Below are 17930 nucleotides of genomic sequence, written 5' to 3'. Positions count from 1 at the left end.
GCATGGTCTCCCTTAAGCGCAGCAGTGAGCCACGCGAAGGGGACCAATATGGACATCGTGCAGCCGCCTGGTGAGAGCCGACCGACAAGCGACGACTTTCGTGCCCGCAACGACGAACTGTTCGCCCGGCGTAGGGAACTCCAGGAGCGGCTCACCGTGTTGCGCGCCAGCGTCGGCGCAGGTGAGGGGGGCGAGGTGGACATGCTCGCGGAGCTCGCGTTGCGGAGAGCCGAGCGGGAGTTCGAGAACCTGACGTACGAAATCATGGTGGCGAACTACGGCCTGGTCCGCAGGTATGTGTCCATGTTCACCTCCAAGTCCACCGAACACAGTGAGGATTTCGAGAGCGCCGGCAAGGTCGGGCTGTTGTGGGCCATCTCCTCCTATGACCCGGCCAAGGGTCCTTTTTCCAGCTGGGCCTTCAAGCCCATTCAGCGTGAGGTCCTGCGTGCCGTCCGTGACGCGGATCACCCCAACCTCAACCCGGGCGACTTCGAGAAGCGCCCCGCGATCCTGGCCGCCGAGCGGGCCTACCTGGAGGAGGCGGCACAGGACGTTCCGCTGGACTACGCCGAGATAGCCAGGCGCGCCGGGGTGACCGAGGCCCAGGTGCGCAGGGTCGTGGACGCCCCGCGGCTCGACAGCCTGCACACGCCCGGCGGGAGCCACGGCGAGGACGAGGTCCCCTGGGAGGAGCGGCTGGCGGACCCGTCGCTGAACATCGAGGACGAGGTCCTGCACCGGTTCGATCTCCGTGCCATCAGCAAGTACTGGCTGCCCAGCCTCGACGCGCGGGAACGCTACGTGCTGATGCGCCGGTTCGGGCTGGACGGCGAGCCGGAGCAGTCGCTGCGCGTGATCGGTGACGGTCTCGGGCTGTCCCGCGAGGGGGTACGGCAGATCCAGCAGAAGGCGCTGGCGAAGCTGAACCAGCCGATGAGCAACGGGACGCCCGCACCTGGCTGCTCCGCCCCGGCCTCGTCGCGTCACGACGGCCTGGAGCCCCGCATCGACTCCATCGCGTCCATCGCGGATGCGGTCTGAGCCGACCTCCGGACGGTCTGACTCAGACCAATCGAAGGACGGACAGGTGAACGCAGATCACGGACAGGAACCGCCGTCGAGCCCGTCTGCCGACCCGGCCGACACGTGGATCCTGATCGACGACACCGAGGAAGCGGAACCGCCGGCCGCCGACCCCGGGGATTTCTGGACCCAGAGCACCACCTGGGGCGCCCCGTCCGCCGGAGGGCCCGACGAGTCCGCCAAGGCCACCGAGCCCCAGGAGCCCCCCGCCGGACCCGGGCCCGGCCCGCAGAGCCAGGACCGGGGTCAGGGCGAGGAACGCGGCCCAGGCAGGCAGCAGGGCCAGAAGCAGGAACAAGGCCAGGAGCAGGGCCAGGGGTGGGATTCCTTCGCGTCGGCCGGCACCTGGAACGGCATGCGGGCCTCGGCCCCCGGTGCGCCGGGCGGCTGGGGGGCACCGCAGTACGACTCCGGTCAGCCGAAGGGCGCGGGCCAGACGCACGACGCCGGTCAGAGCCGGCCGGAGGAGCCCGCGCAGGACCCCTGGTTCGCCGAGGACGACCTCGTGGGCGACTTCGCCGACGACGACGCCCCCGCGTCCGGGAGCGTCGCGACGCTGACCGACCGGCTGCCGTCGCTGAGCCTGTCGTTCGGGCCCGGCTTCGTGACCTTCGTCGTCATCTGCGGAAGCGTCCTGCTGACGATCTCGTCGATCATCTGGCATCCGCGCGTCCCCTGAAGGGGAACCCCCGCCGGGCTTCCGGGCGCCGGTCACGGCGCCCGCCAAGCAGCCCACCACGCAGCCGCCACCTGACCGGCCGCACCGTCGGCTACGTCGCGTTCTTCTCCCAGAGCCGTTTCATGGTCTGCTCCGCCTCGGCGGCCGAGCCGAACACGCGCGGCGCCCGCCGGAGCACCTCCCGCAGGTCCTTCTTGGCACAGACCCACACCCCTTGCTCGGTGCTGAACGGCCGGTTGGACATGCCGGGGACGCACACCACGGCCAGGACGGCCTTGCGGCCCAGCATCCGCGACAGCCTGCGCGCCTGGTCGCCCGCCTGCGCGGTCGGGCTCTTCTGCAGCCGCCGGGTGCCCACCCGCATCGTGCCGTTCTCGAGGGTGACCACACCGTGCCCGGTCTTCACCTCGATGGCCACGGCGCCCCCCTCGCGGGTGAAGACCACCACGTCGCAGTCGCCGGCCCGCTCCCCCAGCTTGAGCCCGTACGCGGCGGCCACGACCGAGTTCGTACCGCGGAGCACGCTCCGCACCTCGCGCTCCGACCTGACGCCCACGGAGGCCTGGCCGGCCTGCTTGAGGGCGTCCCGCGCCCCGGCCCACAGGTACCAGCAGCCGGCCGCGGAGGCCGCTCCCGCCACCGCCGCCAGCGCGCGCCACACCGGTGCGCCGGCGAGCGCCACGGCGACGAAGGAGGCCGCCGCGGCGACTCCCAGCAGCACCGCCCCGGCCGCGCGCAGTGACCCGGAGGCCCGCCGTTTCCACTTCTGCCCGATGACCCACTCTCCGGGACTGCCGACCTCATACATGGCCCATGCCCTCCACACGTTCGGGGAACAACCAGCCGCGGAACTGGTTGGGAGCCCTGGTCTGGATCAGGACGTGCCCGGGCCCGCGGAACTCACCGACCAGGAACTCACCGGTCAGTACGGAGCGGAGCGGCCCGCCGAGCGGCCCGATCTTCATCTTCATCCCGGCCGACCAGGCCACCAGGTGGCCGGAGTCGATGATCACCGTCTCGCCGGGGGCCAGTTCGAGGTGCTCGATGCCCCCGTAGGTGCACAGCGCGATCTCACCGGTCCCGGTCAGGCCGACGGCGACCGCACCACCGTGCAGGATCAGCGGGGCGGCCCCGGACGGGCGGGTGGTGACCTCGACCGTCGTCGCGTAGGCCAGCACAGCCCCGGAGAGGGCCTTCAGCGGCCCGGTCACGCCGATGTCGACCACGGCGATGTCACCGGGGAACGACGGGGCGGCGCGCACCCATCCGCCGCCCCGGGCGGCGGTGTACTTGGCGACGATGAGGGTCTGCTCGGTCAGCAATCGGCGGGTGAGGCCTCTGACCAGGCCACCGCCGCCGAGAGTGGCGGTCACCGACACGTTGCCGGAGAGCGCGGCCAGGGCCGCGCGCTCGACGAACACCGATTCGTTGCCGTCGAGATGGCAGACCGCCGCCGCGTAGGCGGGACCGCACGAGACATCGATGTGCACAGCTCTCCTAGACTCCGGTCAGCGCTCTCGCGGGCTCTGGTCAGGTCCGGGCACGCGGCCGGTCGCGGCGGGCCCGTTGTGCGTCCGCCCGGCGCGGGGTCGGCCGGCCCTTCGGGTCCTGCGGCCCGCGCGGCACGCTGGGCGCCCGTCTCCCGGCACGGCGGCGCCAGGCGGCCACGGCCGCCCGGATCCACACGACGCTCTGCTCCGAGCTGTCCCGGAGTACGTTCCCGACCGCCCTGAAGGTGGCCAGCGCTAGGCCGGCGAGCATGAAGTTGAGCACGGCCGCCACCCCTCCGACCTGGCCCCACGCGGCCGCCTCCTGCACCCCGCACCGTCCCGAGCCGGGCAGGTCGCCCGGGCAGGTCGCGGGGACCAGCACGACGAGGGCTCCGGTGACGCCGGCCAGCGCGCACAGCGCCGCCGCCGCGGTGAACCGGCCGATGGCGGCCTTCCAGCGGCGGTGCAGCCGCACCGTGGCGCGCACGACCGCCGCGACCACGACCCCGAAGAGCCCGACGGTGAGCAGGTCCCCGGCCCCGAACCGCAGCCCCCCGTACTGGAGGGTGAGCAGGCCGATCGAGGCCCCCGCGAGGACGACCGCGAGCAGGACGACGATGACCGTCTCCCGGGCGATCGCGCGTGCCCGCGGCCGCGGCCGCGGGCTATCGGTTGTCCTGGTCTTCGACATGCCGCCCCTCCACCGTCTCGCCCACCAGTTCGCACAGGAACTCGACGATCACGGTGGACTGGGCCTCCCGGATCACCATGTCGCCGTCTCCGTCGCCGTCCAGCATGGCCGCCGACAGGTTCTCCTCCCGCAGCAGATCCTTGGCGGCGGCGACCCGGCAGGCCGGGGTGGGATCGGTGATGTCGTCGAGGATCGTGCGGACCGGATCCTCGGAGACCACCAACCCGGCGCCCGCGCTCGTGCACAGTCGCTCCAGCGCGTCGGCCAGCGCGATGATCTTGTGGCGTCCGGCCGCGGAGGCCGGCACGGCCAGCATCATGCGCCGGGCGAAGGCGGCGGTGACCCGCCCGACCTGGGTCCACTCCGGCACCTGGAGGAACCGGGCGAGGTCGGGGTGGATGACGAGTCGCGCACCGTCACGGGCCCGGTCGAACACCCGGCCCACGCCGGAGTCCTCTTCGGCGACGGCCGCCAGGCCGGTGGCGATCCGGGCCGCGCGCAGCGAGGTGACCCGCTCGCCGCCGGTCGTCTCCCAGCGCCCGAACCAGTCGAGTGCCGCGGCCAGCGTCAGGGTGTGCCGCTCCAGGGCGGCGACGCGTTGCCTCAGCTCGGCGAGCTCGTCGTCGGGATCGGCGTCCACCTTGGCCTCCTGGAAGTCCGGTTGAAATCTCATACCTGCTGGTCCTCGTACCAGGTCAGCTCCTGGGTTCGCATCGGCATGCACACGTAGGCGACCCTGCTCTCGGGCTTGTTGACCCGCAGGTAGCCTTCGCCGGTGCCCAGGTCCCGGAGTTCCTTCGCGGTGACGATGAATTCCTCTTTCATGGCGACGGTGCCCACCTCGACGGTCTGACCGTCGACCACCCGCTGGGACAGCTGGTTGTTGTCCCGCTCGCCGAGGAACTCGGCGCACTTCTCTGCGGACTCCGGTGAGGACTGCGCCATGGCGATCAGCCAGTTGATGTTCTGCGTCAGCCGCGACCAGTCATCGCCGTCGGCGTCGATCCAGTCCGTCGGGCCCTGGGTGCAGAGGATCATGTTGAAGAGCGCGGACCGCACCCGGGAGAGCATGTTCATGGCGATGTCGCGGGCGATGAAGTTCGCCTCGTCGACCACGATCAGCCGTGGGCGGTCCTTGGGGGCGCGGCCCTGGATGCGCTGGGCGGCGTAGACCGACAGGCGCTGCAGCGCGGACGAGGAGAGGATCTTGGCCATGTCCGGCTGGCCGAGCGAGTTCAGCCCGACGTAGGTCAGCCCGCCGAGCCGCACATCGATCATCTTCCGGTCGCCGCCGGGAACGAGGATGCGCCGCCCCGCGGTGGAGTCGTACAGACCGGTCAGTTTGGTGCCGAAGCTTCCAGCCGACTTGGCCTCGTCGTCGCTCGGGGTCAGTACGTTGGTGTACCTGTTCTTGCAGTACCCGAATCCCTCGGCCGCGTCGATCGCGTTGACCCGATCCTTGACGGCGGCCTTCATGTTCCTGCCCTGCTCCATGATCTTGCCGAGCTCGAGCATGGTCGGCGGCGTGAACCGCTCCGGTGCCACCTCGGCGGCCTGGTGACAGAGCTGGATGACCTGCTGCAGAACCTTGCGGTTCAGGGCCTTCCAGTAGGCGTCGTCGAACTCGACCAGGGACATGATCGTGTCGAAGGACTCGTCCGCGGTCATGTCCGCGAGCACGTTGAACCAGTAGCTCGGCTGCTCGTCGCCGAGGGCGATCTCCTGCAGCGGCACCTGGTGCATCGACGAGTACGCCCGCAGGAAGTCGCGCAGGCCACCCGGCTCGGTGTCCTCCTTCATGTCGAGGACGGTGACGTCGAAGCCCATGTCCAGGGCCGCCCCGATGATCCACATCAGGGTGATGGTCTTTCCGCTTCCGGTGGATCCGACGACACAGCCGTGCATGCCCATCTCGCGGGTGCTCAGCCGGATGAGCCGGCCCCGCATGCCCAGGCCGAGGGGGATGGTCTTGGCCTTGAGCGGCAGTTTCCGGCTCTTCTCGGTCGCGTAGGGACCGCGGATGGCCGGGATCTCGCGCATCGGCACGTTCTTGGCCACCCGGCGTTTCAGCGATTCCCGCCGGCTCTTCTTCGGCGTGATCGAGTCCTCGACCAGTTTCTTCCTGCGGAAGAGGGAACCGGCGTCGGGGACCTGCGCGGCTATCGACGAGCCGAGCACCGCGCCGCTGATGCCCGCGAACACCGCTCCCAGGCAGAGCAGCACCGTGACGGGCACCTGGCCGGGCGAGGACTCCCCCACATTGAGGAAGCTCAGCAGCCACCAGCCGTACCCGAGGGCGTTGTCCTGCAGATACCAGGAGAAGCCGATGATGCCCGCGAGAGCCACGATGACCCAGTCCCGGCGGCCCAGGAACGGGCGCAGCGTGAAAAAGATCAACGCTGCGCACACCACGGGCACCAAGGCCACGATGCAGAGGGCGAGGCCCGCCAGGATCACAGCCAGGATGAGAAAGGCAACGCTGTCCGACGTCTCTCCCGGCGCGTTCCCAGGTCCGGCACCGTTCGCCATCGCTCCTCCTCGTTCCGGGGTCCGTCCTCCGTCAGCCTGTGACGGTGGTGACGCTCGAGAAGACCTTCTCCACCAGGCCGCCCATGCTCTTGGCCCCGGAGATGGTCAGGTTCAGGTTGAACAGCAGGCCCGCGATGAGCAGGCCGAACACGAGGACCTTGAAGCCCTCGCCCGGCTTGCCACCGCTCACGTGCTTGACCATCCGCATGATGCAGATGACCGCGACGACGATGCCGAACGCTCCGCAGAGGCCGACCACCGCGGTGCCGATCGAGGACTTGAGGAAGTTGTTGGCGCCGTCCTCGCCGGTCCCGATGGCGAGTACGTGGAGCTGAGCTGCAGCGGGATGGATCAGGTTCATGTCACGTCTCCTTTGTGTGTGGTTGGTGATCAGGAGGTCAGGGCGTTGGAGTACGGCTCCAGCTCAGCCGCGGACCCCGCGGGTCCCCACGCGAGAATCAGGGGTCGTGCTCCGTTCGGCGCCGCCACGAGCAGGTCGAAGTCCGCGAAGGTGACGAACTGCTGGGCGGTGCCGTTAGAGACCGTGCCGCCCGGGGCCGCCCTGGCAAGCAGAACTCTCGCCCGGACGACCAGTTGTCCTTTGTCGGCCTTGATCGCCGACAGGACCTGCACGGCGTTGCCCGTGTCGGGCAGCGTGAACCCGGACAGGCCGAGGTAGCGATGGTTGGTGTTCTGGTCCGCCGTGAGGGTCAGCAGCCCGGCCGAGTCGCCGGTGACGTACGCCTTCGCCCACGCGGCGATCTGGCCCTTCGCCTCGTCACTGACCTCCGTGACGAGGGTCGTGTAGTTGGTGTAGTCCCCCGCTCCCGCCGAGCGGCCGACCCCGCCGGTCCAGACCGAGAGGGCGGGCGCGGCGGCGAGCCGCGGCCCCTCCTCGGTGGCGAGCACGGTCACGTCCACCTGCACCACGTTGTCGGCGGGCACCGGGGTGTTGTTCTTGTCCACGCTCGTCTGGCCCGGCGACGGTGAGGCCGAGGGGGACGGTGACTGCACGGCGGGCGTCGGTGACCCGCTGGGATCGACGGGGGTCGCCGGGGTCGCCGGGGTCACGGCGCCCTGGTCGGTCGGCTGGGCCGTCGGTGTGGCCGCGGCCGTGGCCGGGGTGGACGGCCGCGTCGTGACGGCCGTCTGCGGGTTAGCGTCCTTCGGCTTCGCCTTCCCGCCCTGCGGGACGATGCCCGGCGGGCTGCCCAGCACGACGAGGAAGTGGTGCACCTCGAAGTCGGTGAAGCCGGCCTTCGCGGAGCCGAAGTGCTGCACGGAGAACCCGGTCCAGGTCAGCGACTGGTAGGCCAGCGGCACCGGTGCGGCACCGGAGTTCGGTCCGAGCGAGGCCTTGGCGGCCTCCTCCGGATCGAACGACGTCGCGTGCGGCACCTTCTGCGGGATGCCGGACAGGAAGTTCACCGCCGCCGTGTAGGCCAGGTCCCGTCCCTTGGGATCGACCGTCGACAGATCCGCCTTGGGCTTCGACTTGGCCATGGCGACGCCGACCGCGATGACGCTGAGGCTCGCGGCCAGGAACAACGCGGCCAGGATTCGCCTGGCCCGCTTACGGGCCGTCGGCTCACTGGATCGCCTGGCCGGCACCATGGTGAAACGGGTAGGTGACTCTTCTGGCATGTGCCTCTCCTGTTGTTCTCCACCCGGCCAGGGAGGACCGTTCGGCAGGCGCGGGGATCCGCAAGGGGCCGGCGACGCGAAGCGGGCCGAGCGGCGCTCACTTGCGCCGTCCGCTGCTCCGCCGCTTCCGCCCGGCGCGAAGGTTCTGGCTGGACATCTGGGTGGACGCGGTCAGCTTGGCGGCGCTGCCGGCGCGGCCGTTGATCCGCTCTGTCACGGGGATCTCCTGCTGCGGAATGCCCCGCTCGTCCCAGCGGACGGCGTCGACCGGGACCCCTCCGGGGATCATCCGGATGGTTCCCGCGGCCGTACGGCGAAGCGGCGCGATGCCCACGTAGAGCCGGACCGGCTCCCCGTCGACGAGCAGCTTCCGCTTGCGGGAGCTGTTCGCCTGCAGGCCGATCCACTTGGCCAGTGACTCTCCCGGCAGCGGGGAGAAGTTGGAGGCGGCCCACCCGATCGCGCCGCCGAGCGTCGGGCCGTACATGAGAGCCTCGAGACTCGGGCCGACGATGAACAGCGCCAGGATGAACCCGAGCACCGTCCCGACGCCCATGGCGACGACCGTGGTCAGCTTGAGCGTCCGGGGCAGCGTGATGTCCTTGTTCAGGCTTCCGATGACGGCCGGCGGCGGCTTGAGCATGTTGGTGGCCGCGAGCATCACCGGCCCGCGTACCCGGTTGTCGGATTCTTCGCTCATGGCACCGACCGTGCGCGCCTTGGCGCACATGGCCACAGCCCTCGCCCACCGAGTCCCGCACCGGCCGGTCCACCCGGGGGGCGCCCAGCGAGGTCGTGCGCAGTAGTCGCCGCCGGGGGGTTGCCCACCGGTCCCGCCCGCCGACGGTCGACACCATGCCGAAGATGACCGACTACGTACGCGAGGGCTTCCAGAAGCGGCGGCGTCCCTGGGAGACGGCCGAGCTGCCCGAGTGGTGGAACCTCATGGTCTGGGTGGGCCTGGCCGTGGTCGGGGGGATCCTGGTGGTCGGCATGATCCTCGCCGACGGGTCATCGCCGAAGGTGGGGCAGTCCCCCCGCAGGTACGCGGTGGAGACGTTGAACCCGTACTCCCCCACCGCGGCGCCCTCCGCACCGGCGACCGGATCCGTCACGGGCCCGGCCACCGCGCCCCCGGCGGGCCCCGGCCCCGTTCCGACGGCGTTCACCGCGGCGGACTTCGCCGCGACCGCACCGGCTCAGGTGCCGCTCACCGGCGGCGGGTCCACGGTCGTGCCGACCGGTGCCCGCAACGTGGGGGTGGCGGCGGCCAAGGCGGAGGCGACCGGTGACTGGACGGGAATTCCGCTCGCCGGCGCGGCCAAGCCGCCGAAGCGGGCCAGGACACCGGGCGGAGTGGTGGTCGGGCAGGTCACCGTCACCGACCCCTCGGTGACCGGCACCAACACGTACATGTTCAGCGCGACGGTCAGCCACGACGGCGGCGCGAAGCCCTACCTCGTGCAGCTCACGGTCGAACGCACTTCCCGCGGTTACGCGATCAGGACGGCGCAATAGCACGCAGGACGTTGCCCGCGGATCAGGGCGGCGGACGGTCATCACCGATCAGGCTTTCTGATCGGTAATCGGCCAGTCGACACCCGTGAGGTACCGCGTGAGCGAGGCGGACAACACACCGCAGCATCCCACCGATCCGGCTTCGGTGTCCGGTCTCCCGGACGATGCGGTTCCCCCCTCTGCCTACGGCACGGGCTCCACCGCCGACGGCGAGGCAGGCTTCGAACTCGACACCGGGACCGGCGACGAATCCGCCTTCGAACTCGACACCGGAACCGGCGAGTCCGCCTTCGAACTCGTCGGCGAGCCCGTCTTCGAGCCCACCGGTGAGCCAGTCCTCGAGCCCACCGGTGAGGTCGTGCTCGAGCCCACCGGCGAGCCTGCCGATGCGGTCGTCCTCGAGCCGGATGCCGAGCCGGTCGTCGAGGACGATGGGGACACCTCGGATCCCCGCATGCTGGCGTCAGAGCAGTCCCCGCAGCGTGCCGCCGATCTCATCGCGCAGAACAACACCTCATCGGAACCGGCGGGCGGCCTCGCCGACGGCGAGACGTGGCCGGTCGAGGTGGAGATCGGGCCGCCGGCCGGGACGTCCGTGGATCCCGGCGGTGCCACCTCGGACCTGGCCGCCGGGAGACCGGAGGAGAACCCGCTGAAGTCCGGCGCCGCCGGGCGCCGGGACGAGGACCAGCTCTCCACCGAACCGGCCGCCGCACCCGCAGCGGCATCGGACCCCGGCACGGGCGACGACGCCGGGCGCGGCAAGGACCCGCGGCGCACCGGCTCGGAGAGCGCCGCCCCAGCGGGATTCGGCGGAGGCACCAGCGCGGCCGGAGCGGCGGGCAGCCTCGCGGGCGGAGCCCTGGGTGCCGGCGCGGCCGGCCTCGCGGGCAGCGTGCTCGGTGGGGCCGCGGGCGGGGCGGCGGGCGACGCCGCCAGTGGCAAGAAGGCCGCGGACGACGAACAGGCCGCGGCCGACGCGGCCAAGAAGAAGAAGCGGCGCAGGTTCCGGTCGTCGAAGTCCACGGCCGCCGCGGCGGGCCCCGGCGCCACCAAGAAGGACACGAAAGAAAAGAAGAAGGACGAAAAGAAGGCACCCGGTGGGGAGAAGGAGGGCGGTGGCAAGGGCAAGTACGTCGTGGCCCTGGCCGTCGGCCTGCCGATCCTGCTCCCGGTCGCCCTCATCTTCCTGCTCATCATGATGATCATGGCGACCGAGGTGACCGCCAACCAGACGGAGGTGCAGCCGGACGACAAGTCCAACGCCAAGGTCGCGCAGTACATACCGAAGGGCTGGCAGGAGGTTCTCAAGGCCGCGGCGGAGAGGACCTCCCAGCAGCCCGACTACGCGATCGTGCCCTGGACGATCCTGGCCGGCCTCGTCCAGGTACAGACCGACTTCGGCCGCTACAGCCCGTACGACAACGTCGACCGCGACCCCGGGCGCGCGGTCACCGTGATCGGCGGCGGGGGCAACGTCGGCGACGGGACGATCATCGGTAACACCACCGGGGCAGGCCCGGGGCCGGTGGCCGGCGTCAGCGGTGAGGGCAGCACCGCGTCGATGTCACCGTCGCACCCCGCGCCGCCCGCGGGAAACCTCAGCCAGCAGCTCGGCTGGTATCTGTGGGCGCTGCGCATGCACGAGTCGAACGGCAACTACAACTCCGGCCACCCGAAGGGCAGCGACGCCTGCGGCGCCTACCAGTACCTGACGAGCACCTGGAACAACTACGGCGGGTACGCCACGGCGTGCGACGCACCGCCGAGCGTCCAGGACCGCCGGAAGATCGAGGACACCCTCAGGAGCTGGAACAAGTACCACAACTGGCAGCAGGTCATCGTCTCCCACTTCTATCCGATCTGGGCGCCCACGCCCGCGCAGTGGGGCCGGTGCCCGAACGACAACTGCAGCATCAACCCGACCGTCTGGGGCTTCGTCGATGACGTGATCAAGCGGATGCAGAAGGCGGCGCAGAGCCACCCGGCCACCGCCACGCAGCCGGCCGCCTACCCGATGCCCCGCACCCCCGCCGGTCCCGTGGTCTCCAATGCTTCGGGCGGTCCGGGCGGTTCGGGCGGTCCCAGCGGTCCGGGCGCTCTCGGCACCGGCCTGTACGCCGACGGCTGCCCGGTCCCCAACCCGAGCCCCGTCATCGGCGGAAAGAGCGGTCAGGGCACCGGGCCGTACCTGCTCAGCCCGGCGGCGGCGGCCGACATGCGAAACCAGGACCTGGACCCCAACAACCCATGCGATTCCTCGGCGTACGCCGCCCGGAAGCTCTCCGAAGCGGCCCGCCGCGTCGCCGGCGACCCGGAGAGCCCCAAGTGGGTGCCCGACGGCACGCCCAAGGACCAGGAGAACGCGCGCAAGTACTGGAGCAAGGCCATCGGCGTGTCCGGCATCTTCATGGACCGCAGCGCCCAGCCCGGCCAGCCGTGCGCGCTGCCGCCGGAGGAGCCGGACAAGCCATACTCGGTCAGCTTCAAGATCATTTATATCTGGCGCTGCGCGACCAACCGCGTCGCCGAGCTCTCCGTCGTCACCGGCGGCAAGTACGTCGACGACAAGTTCGTCTACACCATCGAGACCGACCGGTTCGCCGCCGCCGAGCTCCTGGTCAACGAGGCCCTGGCGGTCAGTTACGGGGCCGGGAAGTGGAAGACCGAGGGCTGCGACAACGGCAAGGACTCGGCACAGGGCATCTTCCCGATGACCAAGCAGGAGGCCGAGGCGGCCAAGGTGACCGACCGGTGCGACGTGGCGAAGAACATCGAAGGGGCCGCCACGCTCGTGCTGTCCACGGAGCAGATAGAGCCCGCGAAGCGCGCCCACGACCTCGGGGTCTTCCAGCCGATGGCCGGCGGCTGGCAGAACCTGCACATCGCCATGGGCGACGATCTCAAGCTCTTCTCGGCGGTCGGCCCCGGGGCGTCGTTCACCGCCTCGCCCGAGTGCACCAAGGTGATGACCAGGTTCCTGAAGGCGATCGCTCCGCAGGCCTCCGCGTTCGCGGCGTTGCACGACCCGCCCAAGGCGGCCGAGCTGAGCACCTGGCAGCAGAAGCTGACGGCGCTGGAGACCGCGAGCGATCTCACCGATCCCGGGTACACCACCGAGTGCGTGATCGGGTCGTGGGCGCCGGGATTCAACTCGACGATGGCGCAGGTCACCGCCGACCTGGCCGGCACCGACACCGCGAACGCCGCCAACCTCAACGGGCTCGGGAACTTCTACCTGGCCGCGGAGCAGGCGCTCGAGCCGATCGATCCGGTCGTCGGCCAGGACACCCTGGTCATCCCGCGACTCGCGCTGCGCCCGCTGAAGGAGATCGACGCCCCGATCGCTCCGGACGCGACCGACGTGTGGTCCAAGCTCGGCTCGAACAGCGGTGTCTCCATCCCCGTAGAGCAGCTCGCCATCGAGTACGCCTGGTTCTTCGGCGGCGTGATCTCACCGTTCAACAGCGCGGGTCAGCGGATCGGCTCACTGGCGACCGCCACGACTTCGGAGGGCACCCCCGGCACGACCCAGCAGACGATCGGACCGGACGGCTGCCCGACGAACGCCCCGCAGAACACGCTGCGGGCGGGCTCCGACAAGATCGGTATACATCAGCTGTGCGTCGACTCGGTGGCCAAGGCCGGAACCCCGCAGGCCGCGATGGCGATCAAGTGGGCGTTGTCGCACCTCGGCTGGGTTTACAGCATGGAGCGCCGCAACGAGCCCAACATTGCCGACTGCTCGAGTTTCGTCTCGCGCGCCTACCGGGACAGCGGTGCGATCCCGAACCTCTACCGGGGCAACGCGCCGACCACGGGCACGTTCCGGGTGGTCCGGTGGATGAAACAGATCTCGCTGAGCCAGGCGCAGCCCGGCGACCTGGTGGAGCCGCACTCGGGCCATGTGGCCATGCAGCTCGCGGACGGCTACAAGGTGCACACCAACACGCGCACTGACGTCTCCAGGGTCGAGCGCGCGTACAGCTCGGCCTACTGGGTCGGCAAGGTCGTCCCCAGCGCGGTGTGACGACCGGCTCCCGGGCGGAGGATCCATCGACCGCCCGGGAGCCCACCGGCGGTCTGCCGGCCCGTCTGCCGAGTACACGGTGGTCTCCCGGGTGCGCGGGTGGTTCCCCACGCACCCGGGCGGTTCCCCCGGTACGCGGGCGGTCTCCCGAGTACGCGGCGCGGACCGTCCAGCGAGCTCGACGGCACATCGGGCGGGCCGGCCCCGCGCCCTCAAGCCCGCACGAGGACTCTCAGCGGTGACGCCCAGAGCCCGGCGCTCTCCGGCGACGGGCCGGCCGGACACCGCCACCGGACCCGCTCGGCCGCCGCTACGGGGTGGACACCCGGTCGGACTCGGCCCGGTGCTGGTCGGCCAGGATGTCGTGGACGCTGCGCATCCGTGTCCGGACCCTGCGCGGATCGGCGATCGCCTGCCGGTTCTCGAACAGCGTCTGCGCCTCGCTCAGCTCCCGGAGGACGTCCTCGTTGTTCTTCCGCTCGGCGTCGATCTGGTCGCTCACCAGCTTCCGCAGGTCGTTCAGCGCCTTGTACACCTCGTCGGCCTGCGCTTGGTCGGCCGGCACCCGGGAGAGACCGCCGATCTGCTTGTCGATCAGCTTGTGCAGGGCGTCCTGCTGCCGCTGCACCTCCTCGTTGAGCTTCTTCGCCGCCGCCGTCACCTGGGTGGAGTCCAGGCTCACGGTGGGATCGACCATCTCGACGCGCAGCTGGGTGACGCTGCGGGCCGCCGAGGAGACGTCGATGGCGTCGCGCAGTGCCGTGCTCAGCCCGTCGATGTCCTGCGCGCCGGACCGGAGTTCGATCTGGAGGTCCGGCGTGATGGAGCCCCCATGCTCGTAGAGGTCCCTTACCTGCTGGACGACGCTCTCCATGTCCTGGAACTTCCGGTCGAGCTCGACGTGGATCTGGCCGGCGGTCGTCTCGCTGCCGTCCAGCCGCTCCACCTTGATCGTGCCGAAGTCGCCGATCTCCCGCTGGGCGGTCTCCATCAGCACGTTCACCGACTGGGCGTTGCGCTCCTGGAACACCTGCAGCTTCGGTCCCTGTGCCTCCGCCCACTCGCGGGCCGCGGCCACGGCCACGTCCTCCGAGCGGCGGGCGGTAACGACGATCTTCGACAGTTCCTCGTCCTTGCTACCGGAGATGAAGGCCGCGATCCGCTCGCGCGTCTTCGGATCGCGCGAGTCGTACCCGTGCGCCGCGAAGACGTCGACGAACTCGCCGTTGTCGGTCACGTAACCGCGCTCCCGGAGCTGGGTCGTGATGCGCACGATGTACTGGTCGTCGTTCTCCTCGACACCGTCGATCTTCTGCCGCCGGAGGGTGTACCGGTCGAGGTAGTGGATCGGGTGCGAGGCCTGTTCGATGCTGATGCCCGGCGGGAACACCCGCTGGCCACGGTGGTCGACGAAGGCGGGGGTCGGGATGGCCAGCCCGTGGCTGCCGACCAGGAGCTGGTCCTCCGGCACGCCCATGGCCTCGGCCAGGTCACCTCGCGCCCGCATCATCTCGTCGGTGTTGGCGAACCCGGCGAACTCCGCGTTGAGCCCGTTCTCGTAGCCGGCACCCCACTGGCGGGCCCGTTGCAGGTCGAGCGTCTGGTTCGTGCGCGCGCCCTCCAGCTCCTTGCGGTCGGCCAGCGGGACCTTGCTGATCCGGCGGTGCCAGATGTCGGCGTGCCGGGCCGCCGTCCGGTCGTTCTTGGTCAGCGCGATGCCCGCCGCGGAGTCGGGGTCGTAGCCGCCGAGGCCGGTCGGTCCGTCGCCGATCCCGGGGCGCGGGCGGATCCTGCGCCACCCCGCCTGGGCACCGCTGCCCATCGCGGCGAGACCGGTACCCGCCATCAGCGGCACCGTGGCGATGCCCGCGGCGGGCGCCACCAGCGTGCCCGCGGCCAGACCCGCCGTCACCGCGCCGTAGGCGGCCGCGCGTTTCGCCGGTGATCCCGACACCGCCGCGCGTTGCAGGGCGTGCGACGCCCTGAGCAGGCCCGCGCGGCCGGACTCGTAGGTGTCGCCCACCTTGGCGGTGATCGGCCGGGCGAGGCGTCTCACCCCGCGGCCGACCAGCGACTGGGACCCGAGCATGCGGTTCTCCAGCGACTGCTCGGTCAGCCCGTTGAGCCGCCTGGTGCCGGCGGTCAGGAAACCGGTCGCACCGGACCAGCCGCGCTCGGCGGCGGCGGAGGTCTCCCGGTCACCGGTGGCCTTCAGCGCGGCGGCCCCGGCGAACCCGAGGGCTCCGGACAGGCTGGAGATGTTCCCCAGGCCGACGGCCTTACTGAGCTTCTTGAAGATGAACAGGGCGACCAATGGCGTCGCGCCCTGCAGCATCTGTTCGGTGAAGCTCGGTGGATCATCACCGAGGGCGGCGTTGATCGCCGCGTAGCTGATCTGGATGAACATCATCAGGAAGGTCAGGGCCACGCCGAAGATGAACTTCCCGGCCGCGGCCGCCCCGGTGAGCTTGATGAGCCGCTTGCCCGAGTCCTTGCCCAGGGCGAGCAGGAGCAGGGTGATCGCGAGTAGGACGACCAGGATGGCGAGGGCGTCGCTGATGACCATGAGGCCGATCGCCATCGGGCCGAGCGCGAGCAGGAAGACGATCGCCACGATCAGCGACATCATGCCCTGGGTCAGCCGCTCGGCCTTGTTGGCGCCCAGCCAGCCGTCGACGAAGTCCCAGTCGTACCTGCACTCCACCTTGGTCGTCACACAGTCGCCGAGCTTGTCGCTCAGCTCGTCGCCTCCGTTGAAGTAGAAGGCGTCCAGATCGCCGGCACCGGTGAAGAGCTGCTTCAGGAATCCCTTCACGCCGTTCGGGTTGTCGCCGCTGTAGAGCCTGCCGCAGGACTTCGCCTTGTTGGGCATCCCCGTGGCGGCGTCCCACTGCGGGATCGTGTGCGAGCTGCCGCGGCCGTTGTCGTCTCCCTTGCACGCCCCCCACGCGACCATGACGGTCTGTTCTCCGTCCGGTGGGGCGATGAAGAACCCGCGCCAGGTGTTCTTGTTCGTGGTGCCGACCGCGTTACCGGTCGACAGGTCGTAGGCCTCGTACTTCTTGTCGTTGCTGACGTCCGCGTGCGCCTCGAGCATCCGGCAGGCGGCGTGCGCGGGCGAGGGGTAGGCCGTCGTGCCCTCCCCGAACTGCGCCGCGGTCCAGGAGCGGACCAGGGAGACCTCCCAGATCTTGCTCAACTGTGCCATCACGGCGGAACCACCGGTACCGAGGTCCGTGTGCCCGTTGTCGCTGATGTACCGCGTGTACAGCGCGGCGTCGAGTTTGGCGCAGGTCACGTTGCCGGCCGTCGCCGGGTCGGTGTCGTAGAAGGCGCTTCCCCGGTCGCTGGACTGGACCTTCGACAGATCACCCAGCCTGAGCAGCGAAGCGGACGCCTCGCCGAAGTAGCTCTGCACCTTCGCGGCCATCCACGGCCCGGTGTACGGGGACAACGGATCCTGCTGGTGCTTGTTGGACTGGTCCGCCAGGAAGAAGATCGCGCCGGTCGCCACCAGGAACACCACGATCAGGCGGATGGCTCCCCAGGGGCCCTTGTTCACGCCGGTGCTGTACTTGTCGGTGGCCCGCTTCGCGGCCGCCACGAGCACGATCAACCATGCCGGGATCATGAACCACGCGGCGTACTCCGCGATCATCCCGGCCGCCGTGTTGATCGGATCCGCGGCGGAGCAGACCATGTCGTAGGAGTAGCTGAAGCCCATGACCATGCCGATGAGCCGCCAGATCAGCGCGGCCGCCATGAACATCAGGCTGGCGATCATCGTCATGAACAACCGCGTCTTGATGATCCTGGCATTGTCGACCACGGCCAGGTCGAAGGACGTCCACCGGTGCATGGGCAGGAAGTCGGTGTTCTCCTTCTGCGTGGAGCACACCGTGTTGAGCGGACGGCCCCAGCCCGAGACGTCCGCGGCGAGCACCCGGCCCCCCGCGGAGCCCCCCGCGCCGGCCGCCGCGGAGCCCGGCGTGGTGACCGACGGTGCGGTGGTGACCGGCGTGGTGGCGGCCGGTGCGGCGGTGGGCCGCTCGCTCGCCATGGAGACCACGGATCCGGCCGCCGGGCCGCCGCCCCCGGACCCACCGGCCTGATCGGCGAGCACGGCGAAGCCGGAGAACACGCCGGCGACCAGCACCCACACCAGCAGCTGGAGACGACGGCGCGGCACGGCTGTTCGGGTGCGCATCGAGTGTGACCCCCTGGTACGCGACGGGCGGGACGTGGCTGTTCCAGGACCGTCCG

The 17930-nt window shown here is 70.4% G+C and carries 13 protein-coding genes; 4 read left to right on the top strand and 9 right to left on the bottom strand.

The annotated features are described in order from the left end of the window. Positions 1-48: 48 nt before the first annotated feature. Together ACRYCC_RS13160 and ACRYCC_RS13155 are read left to right on the top strand one after the other, a co-directional pair. Entirely contained in the window at positions 49-1044 is a 996-nt protein-coding gene (locus tag ACRYCC_RS13160; protein ID WP_433811683.1) for a sigma-70 family RNA polymerase sigma factor, read from the top strand. 46 nt (positions 1045-1090) lie between these two features. Then, a complete protein-coding gene (locus tag ACRYCC_RS13155; RefSeq protein ID WP_433811681.1) occupies positions 1091-1765 on the top strand; it encodes a hypothetical protein in 675 nt (224 codons plus the stop codon). A 91-nt stretch (positions 1766-1856) separates the two neighbouring features. Here ACRYCC_RS13155 and ACRYCC_RS13150 read toward each other — a convergent pair whose 3' ends face one another. From ACRYCC_RS13150 to ACRYCC_RS13115, 8 genes are all read right to left on the bottom strand, one after another. Then, a complete protein-coding gene (locus ACRYCC_RS13150) occupies positions 1857-2573 on the bottom strand; it encodes an NERD domain-containing protein (RefSeq protein WP_433811680.1) in 717 nt (238 codons plus the stop codon). Further along, the gene (locus ACRYCC_RS13145; protein ID WP_433811678.1) at positions 2566-3255 is read right to left on the bottom strand and encodes a TIGR00266 family protein; all 690 of its coding nucleotides are present in this window, start codon (positions 3253-3255) and stop codon (positions 2566-2568) included. Before ACRYCC_RS13145 ends, ACRYCC_RS13150 begins: the two co-directional genes overlap by 8 nt. Positions 3256-3295: 40 nt before the next feature. Continuing rightward, positions 3296-3946 carry a hypothetical protein gene (locus tag ACRYCC_RS13140; RefSeq protein ID WP_433811676.1) on the bottom strand — a complete coding sequence of 217 codons (651 nt, stop codon included), beginning with the start codon at positions 3944-3946 and terminating at the stop codon, positions 3296-3298. Further along, positions 3921-4619 carry a hypothetical protein gene (locus tag ACRYCC_RS13135; RefSeq protein WP_433811674.1) on the bottom strand — a complete coding sequence of 233 codons (699 nt, stop codon included), beginning with the start codon at positions 4617-4619 and terminating at the stop codon, positions 3921-3923. Before ACRYCC_RS13135 ends, ACRYCC_RS13140 begins: the two co-directional genes overlap by 26 nt. Then, on the bottom strand, positions 4616-6403 hold the full coding sequence (locus tag ACRYCC_RS13130) for a type IV secretory system conjugative DNA transfer family protein (RefSeq protein ID WP_433811672.1): 1788 nt from the start codon (positions 6401-6403) through the stop codon (positions 4616-4618). The genes ACRYCC_RS13135 and ACRYCC_RS13130 overlap by 4 nt, the downstream gene beginning before the upstream one ends. Positions 6404-6506: 103 nt before the next feature. After that, the gene (locus ACRYCC_RS13125; RefSeq protein ID WP_433811670.1) at positions 6507-6836 is read right to left on the bottom strand and encodes a hypothetical protein; all 330 of its coding nucleotides are present in this window, start codon (positions 6834-6836) and stop codon (positions 6507-6509) included. Between the two features lie 29 nt (positions 6837-6865). Further along, the gene (locus tag ACRYCC_RS13120) at positions 6866-8119 is read right to left on the bottom strand and encodes a hypothetical protein (protein WP_433811668.1); all 1254 of its coding nucleotides are present in this window, start codon (positions 8117-8119) and stop codon (positions 6866-6868) included. A 97-nt stretch (positions 8120-8216) separates the two neighbouring features. Next, positions 8217-8819, bottom strand: coding sequence for an ECF transporter S component family protein (locus ACRYCC_RS13115; RefSeq protein ID WP_433811666.1), 603 nt, complete (start codon positions 8817-8819; stop codon positions 8217-8219). A 155-nt stretch (positions 8820-8974) separates the two neighbouring features. Between ACRYCC_RS13115 and ACRYCC_RS13110 the strand changes: the two genes are divergently transcribed. Beyond that, positions 8975-9637 (top strand): hypothetical protein, encoded by a 663-nt coding sequence (locus tag ACRYCC_RS13110; protein ID WP_433811664.1) that lies wholly within the window; start codon positions 8975-8977, stop codon positions 9635-9637. 97 nt (positions 9638-9734) lie between these two features. After that, positions 9735-13667, top strand: coding sequence for a peptidoglycan amidohydrolase family protein (locus ACRYCC_RS13105; RefSeq protein WP_433811662.1), 3933 nt, complete (start codon positions 9735-9737; stop codon positions 13665-13667). Positions 13668-13977: 310 nt separating this feature from the next. On the opposite strand, the gene ACRYCC_RS13100 is transcribed toward ACRYCC_RS13105, so the two are convergent. Further along, on the bottom strand, positions 13978-17874 hold the full coding sequence (locus tag ACRYCC_RS13100; RefSeq protein ID WP_433811660.1) for a hypothetical protein: 3897 nt from the start codon (positions 17872-17874) through the stop codon (positions 13978-13980). Positions 17875-17930: the final 56 nt, after the last annotated feature.

Origin of the sequence: Actinomadura scrupuli, assembly GCF_050971785.1 — a bacterium.
Taxonomy (GTDB): Bacteria; Actinomycetota; Actinomycetes; order Streptosporangiales; family Streptosporangiaceae; genus Actinomadura_E; species Actinomadura_E scrupuli.
The sequence above is the reverse complement of the archived record's forward strand: the minus strand, read 5'-3'. Positions and strand labels throughout refer to the sequence as shown.